This is a genomic window from Chamaesiphon sp. OTE_8_metabat_110 (assembly GCF_031382685.1).
GTDB lineage: Bacteria > Cyanobacteriota > Cyanobacteriia > Cyanobacteriales > Chamaesiphonaceae > Chamaesiphon.
Genome location: NZ_JANMZA010000109.1, coordinates 1 through 4,960, shown reverse-complemented (window position 1 = coordinate 4,960; position 4,960 = coordinate 1). Strand labels below are relative to the sequence as shown.

The window sequence follows — 4,960 nt, the reverse complement described above, 5'->3', positions numbered from 1 at the left end:
GTAGATGCAATTATTTATAAGATAGATTATGTCTGGAACCTAGCTGGTGGGCAGCGATTCGCGCCCTGGAGGTTTCCTCCAGATCGAGCGAATCAAGACAGTGCCCACCCTACACGATATCTTATATTTAATTACGCCCAGCTACTTACTAGTAGGATAATCATATCCTAGTTTATTACGGCATTCATTAGTGGTAGTGGTGCTGTAGGGGATATGTTGAGTAAGTAAATCGTCAACAGTAGTCGATCGATAATAGCTGAAACATAGATGGTGGGCAGCGGTTCGCGCTCTGGAGGTTCCCTTCAGATTGAGCGAAACAAGACAGTGCCCACCCTACTGGCTATCCACTATCCACTATCCACTAAAATACTAGTAGCTTTGTGTCGCTCCAAGATGTGAATTAACCTTTTGCACGAGATCGCTTGCGATGACGGATCGCCAAGATCAGTCCAACGCCAACTAGCGGAATCGGCCAAGCATCGGGTTCGGGTACTTGCTGGGCAACTGACTGACTTCGATTGATACTATTTATGATACTCAATTCGCTGGCAAAATAAGTTGGCAATCGATCGTAAGGATTGCCATTATTTACATTGACACCCTCGTCAGTTACAAAGATATACCCCACATTACGACTCACCGCAGTGTCAATTATGCTTCGTAAACTCGATTCCGGAGTTTCTAAAACAAAATTTCCAAAAGTCGATGCCGGAAAACTACTGACGTACCCGCTCGGAAGGTTGGCAGCATAATTTGCGGCAATATCTTCATAAGTAATCAGGGTGTCCGCCCCGCCACTGTTGCCTTGACGCAGAAAATCGATCGGTGCATTGCTGCCAGGATTGCCAAATACAGTCCAATTTGGGTCGATGCCCTTAATCCCATCGTAGATTTGAGTATAAAAATCTGTCACCTGGGTAGGGGTGATACCGGGATTCGTACCTGCCTGAATCCCAAATTCATCCACAAAAATGCCACTGATGATATTGGGATACAATGTCCGATAATCTTGGGCACAGCCAACAACAGCCTGAGCGGTTCTCGCCTGACATGATGCGTCTGGGTTAATTGATTGCCCTACATATCCAGATGGTATATAACCGATGAGCGTGCCGCCAGCATTAGAAAAATCTGTGTAAACTTGTTGATAATAAGCTGTATCAGCAGCGGTACCAGCTCCGGTATTTGGATTGACGATCGCGACAATCGGCAATTGGTTATTTGCTTTTTGAGCTTGTTGAGCGGTAATTAACGTATTCCAATCAGCAGTACCATTAGGAGTAGTAGCGGGTGGTAGACCAGTCGGAGATGGAGCAAAATAGGCTGGGACGACCAATTGGACTGCATTAGCAGGCAACTGCAACAGTCCAAATAGCAAAGCCAAGTTCGCTAGTGCGGTAATTTTTTTCATTGTTTTAAATAGGCTTTAACAATTACAACTCAAGCTGACAATTTCGATCTAACTATTTACGAACGAGTAAAATATATGGCGCCACTGAAAATTACTCATAGCTGTTTTTAATGTTTAGCTATGAGCAAAACATTAATGTTTGAAATAACTTGTAATAGCTTTAATTGCAAATATAGCTACCAAAGAACTACTCTTAGTTTCTTGTAGGTAGTCAGTGAAGGCAACCGCAAAAATACTGAAATGGCGAAAATACCCCGACGCGCTAAAAATGGATTTTTATGTTCTAAATGCTTGCTATGTCTAGCTTTTAGCAAATTCACTAGATGGCGATCGCAATGGCTGAGGCGATCGTCACAGATTTGTAGTTCGATCGAGTATTTCGGTTCGTGGCGATCGAATTCGATCGAAACTTTCGCTTATCGTAGAACTTTGGCATCATTCATCGCTCTCGAATATGACTGTACTGCTATCTGACATTGCACGCGATCGCGGCATCCGTTATGTTCTGATTTCCTTTACGGATCTATTTGGCACTCAACGCGCCAAAATGTTGCCAGCACAGGCGATCGATCGGATGGCAGTGGATGGAGCGGGTTTTGCAGGTTTTGCCGCTTGGTTGGACATGACACCTGCGGATCTGGATATTTTGGCGATGCCCAACGTCAGTCAGACGATCCAATTACCGTAGCAACCAGATGTCGATTGGTTGCCCGCTGCTCGACAACGAGCAATTCTACAAGCAATTTGCGATAGTGTGGGAAGATAAAGACGGATAGTGTAATTGACAGCAAGCTACCGTGGCAAAAGTTACTCTAGAAAATATTCACAAAAGCTATACTCCTACCGCTCCCAAGGATAAAAGCAAAGCCCAGCCTTCAGATCTCCCCGCGCCAGAAAGTGTGCTGCGCCGGATAAATTTGACTGTAAATAACGGTGAATTTATGGTGCTAGTGGGAGCCTCTGGCTGTGGGAAAAGTACCCTCCTGCGGCTGATTGCTGGCTTGGAGACGATTACGGCTGGCACGATTAGAATTGGCGAAACATTGGTGAATGAGTTGCCGCCCAAGGAACGGGATATTGCGATGGTGTTCCAGAGTTACGCGCTCTATCCGCACATGCGAGTATATGACAATATCGCCTTTGGATTGCGGCGCAGTCAATCATTTCATACCCCCAGTTTAGTAAAACAACCCAAAGGTTTATCTCCAGAAATTGAGAACTTCCTGGTTGAAATTACGCGTGGATTTCCGCGTGGTTTACGTTACGTTTCCGATCGCGAAAAAATCATCTCGAAAAAAGTGCGCCAAGTTGCTCAAATGCTCCAGATTGAGGGTTTACTAAATCGATTTCCCAAGCAACTTTCGGGCGGACAAAAACAACGGGTAGCACTCGGTCGCGCGATCGCTCGCGACGCACAGGTATTTTTAATGGATGAACCATTATCCAATCTCGATGCCAAATTACGCGCGGAAACTCGCACCCAAATCGTCAAATTGCAACGTCAATTAGGCACGACAACGATCTATGTCACCCACGATCAAACCGAGGCGATGACTATGGGCGATCGAATCGCCGTGATGAATCAGGGACAAATTCAACAAGTTGCCACCCCGTTAGAAATATACAACCACCCTGCCAATATTTTTGTTGCCCAATTTATCGGTTCGCCACCGATGAATTTGATTCCAGCCCAAGTCAAATTACCACTCTCGATCGGGAATAATCAATTTCGGGTTACACTTCCTGAAGCATGGGAATCACAACTAAATAATGCTTTTAGTCGATCGTTATTACTCGGCATTCGTCCCGAACATCTCACGATAGGATTACCTGCAACCAAGAATTTACACGGCACAGTCGAGACAGTTGAGGCATTAGGTAATGATACTTATATTGCTGTCAAACTTCAAGATTTGGAACCAGCCGATCTCATCGTACAGGTGCGAGTTTCACCAGATAAAGTAGTTGCGGTAGGTGAAGAAGTGTGGCTATCAGTCGCGATCGATAAAATTCATCTGTTCGATCGTGAGACTAGTTTAGCATTACAGGTGGGAAATTAAATCTAGCCCCTTGGTGCGTTACGCTACGCGATAGCGGCTCGCAGCCGGGAGGTTTCCTCCCGGATTATGCGAGACAAGACAACACACCCTACGATGCTTCAAAAGCTGGCAGGATATCCGCGATCGTGCGAGTTGCTATATATGGTAGTAATTACTATAATTCAATTATAAGTTAGTTTTATTATTACTATATATGACTCAGTTACCCATTCCTCAGCACTTCCAACCCGATCGCGTCGGGGAGATCTGGCGCGTGCCCTATCAGGAGCGATCGATCGCCGCTAAATCCTGGGCTGACAACCATCAATTAAGCCCTATATCTCAGACTGACAGTAATGTTGAGCTATTACTAATCGACGTTCAAAATACATTCTGTCTACCGAACTTCGAGCTATTTGTCGGCGGTCGTAGCGGACGGGGAGCGATCGAGGATAACATTAGATTGTGTGAATTTATCTATCGCAATTTAGGTAAAATCGACCAAATCATTGCTACGATGGATACCCATCATCTGCATCAAATTTTCCATCCGATTTTTTGGCTCGACGAGCAAGGCGAACATCCTACGCCAGCGGTAACGACAATTACCCCCGCCGATGTCAGCTCCGGCAAATGGCGTGCCAATCCAGCCTTTAGCACCGAGCCGCCAGAGCAGCTTCAAGCATATGCACTGCACTACGTCCAGCAGTTGAGCGATGGTGGCAAATATCCACTCTTAATTTGGCCGTATCATGCCATGTTAGGCGGTATCGGTCATGCGTTGGTACCTGCGGTAGAGGAAGCGATCTTTTTTCATGGGATTGCCCGCACGAGTCAAGCCATGTTCTCGATTAAAGGCGATCGGACTTTGACGGAAAATTATTCGGCTTTGGCTCCAGAGGTTTTTAAAAATCAATTGGGCGAAACAATTGCCAGCAAGAACGATAGCTTAATCGAGTTTTTATTAACCGCCGATAAGTTAATTATTGCCGGACAAGCGCAGAGTCATTGTGTCGCGTGGACGGTTAACGATCTCTTAACCGAAATTCAATCGATCGATCCTCAATTAGCACGGAAGGTGTATTTACTCGCCGATTGTACTTCGCCTGTGGTAATTCCTGGGGTGGTAGATTATACAGCCCAAGCGGAGGCGGCTTATCAACGGTTTGCTGATGCGGGGATGAATATCGTCAAATCTACAGCCGATCGAGACTTCATATAATTGTAACTATCCACTATCCACCATTCACTATCCCCTAAAATAAATATATCGATCGCGGTTAACTTTTATGGAACAAGTCTATCTCGATGCCCACGATTGGTACGTGAAAAATCAGCAGAGATTAGCAAAATATCGAGGCGAATGGATTGCCTTTACTAGCAATGGTGTCATCGCTCACGATCGCGAATATCTCAATACGATCGCCCAAATCGACCCAGAGCGAAAGGATTTTGTGCTGGCGAGAGTTCATGAATATGACGGCTGGGAACCACCGAGGTTTCGCGGAGT

4 protein-coding genes and 1 pseudogene are annotated in these 4,960 nt (G+C 45.5%); 4 read left to right on the top strand and 1 reads right to left on the bottom strand.

Features of this window, described 5'->3' with window-relative positions; all coding sequences use genetic code 11:
* Positions 1-400: 400 nt before the first annotated feature.
* Positions 401-1,411: a spherulation-specific family 4 protein gene (locus RMO52_RS03900; RefSeq protein ID WP_310411045.1), complete on the bottom strand. Its 1,011-nt coding sequence runs from the start codon at positions 1,409-1,411 to the stop codon at positions 401-403.
* Positions 1,412-1,865: 454 nt separating this feature from the next.
* Between RMO52_RS03900 and RMO52_RS03895 the strand changes: the two are divergent.
* The 4 genes and pseudogenes from RMO52_RS03895 to RMO52_RS03880 all read left to right on the top strand — a co-directional run.
* Positions 1,866-2,096, top strand: a pseudogene (locus tag RMO52_RS03895) (type III glutamate--ammonia ligase); the annotation flags it as partial.
* A 112-nt stretch (positions 2,097-2,208) separates the two neighbouring features.
* Positions 2,209-3,471, top strand: coding sequence for an ABC transporter ATP-binding protein (locus RMO52_RS03890; protein WP_310411043.1), 1,263 nt, complete (start codon positions 2,209-2,211; stop codon positions 3,469-3,471).
* A 193-nt stretch (positions 3,472-3,664) separates the two neighbouring features.
* Positions 3,665-4,672, top strand: a complete 1,008-nt coding sequence (locus RMO52_RS03885) for an isochorismatase (RefSeq protein WP_310411040.1) — start codon at positions 3,665-3,667, stop codon at positions 4,670-4,672.
* Between the two features lie 67 nt (positions 4,673-4,739).
* Positions 4,740-4,960 (top strand): hypothetical protein (locus tag RMO52_RS03880; RefSeq protein WP_310411038.1); only part of this gene is annotated, 221 nt, incomplete at its 3' end.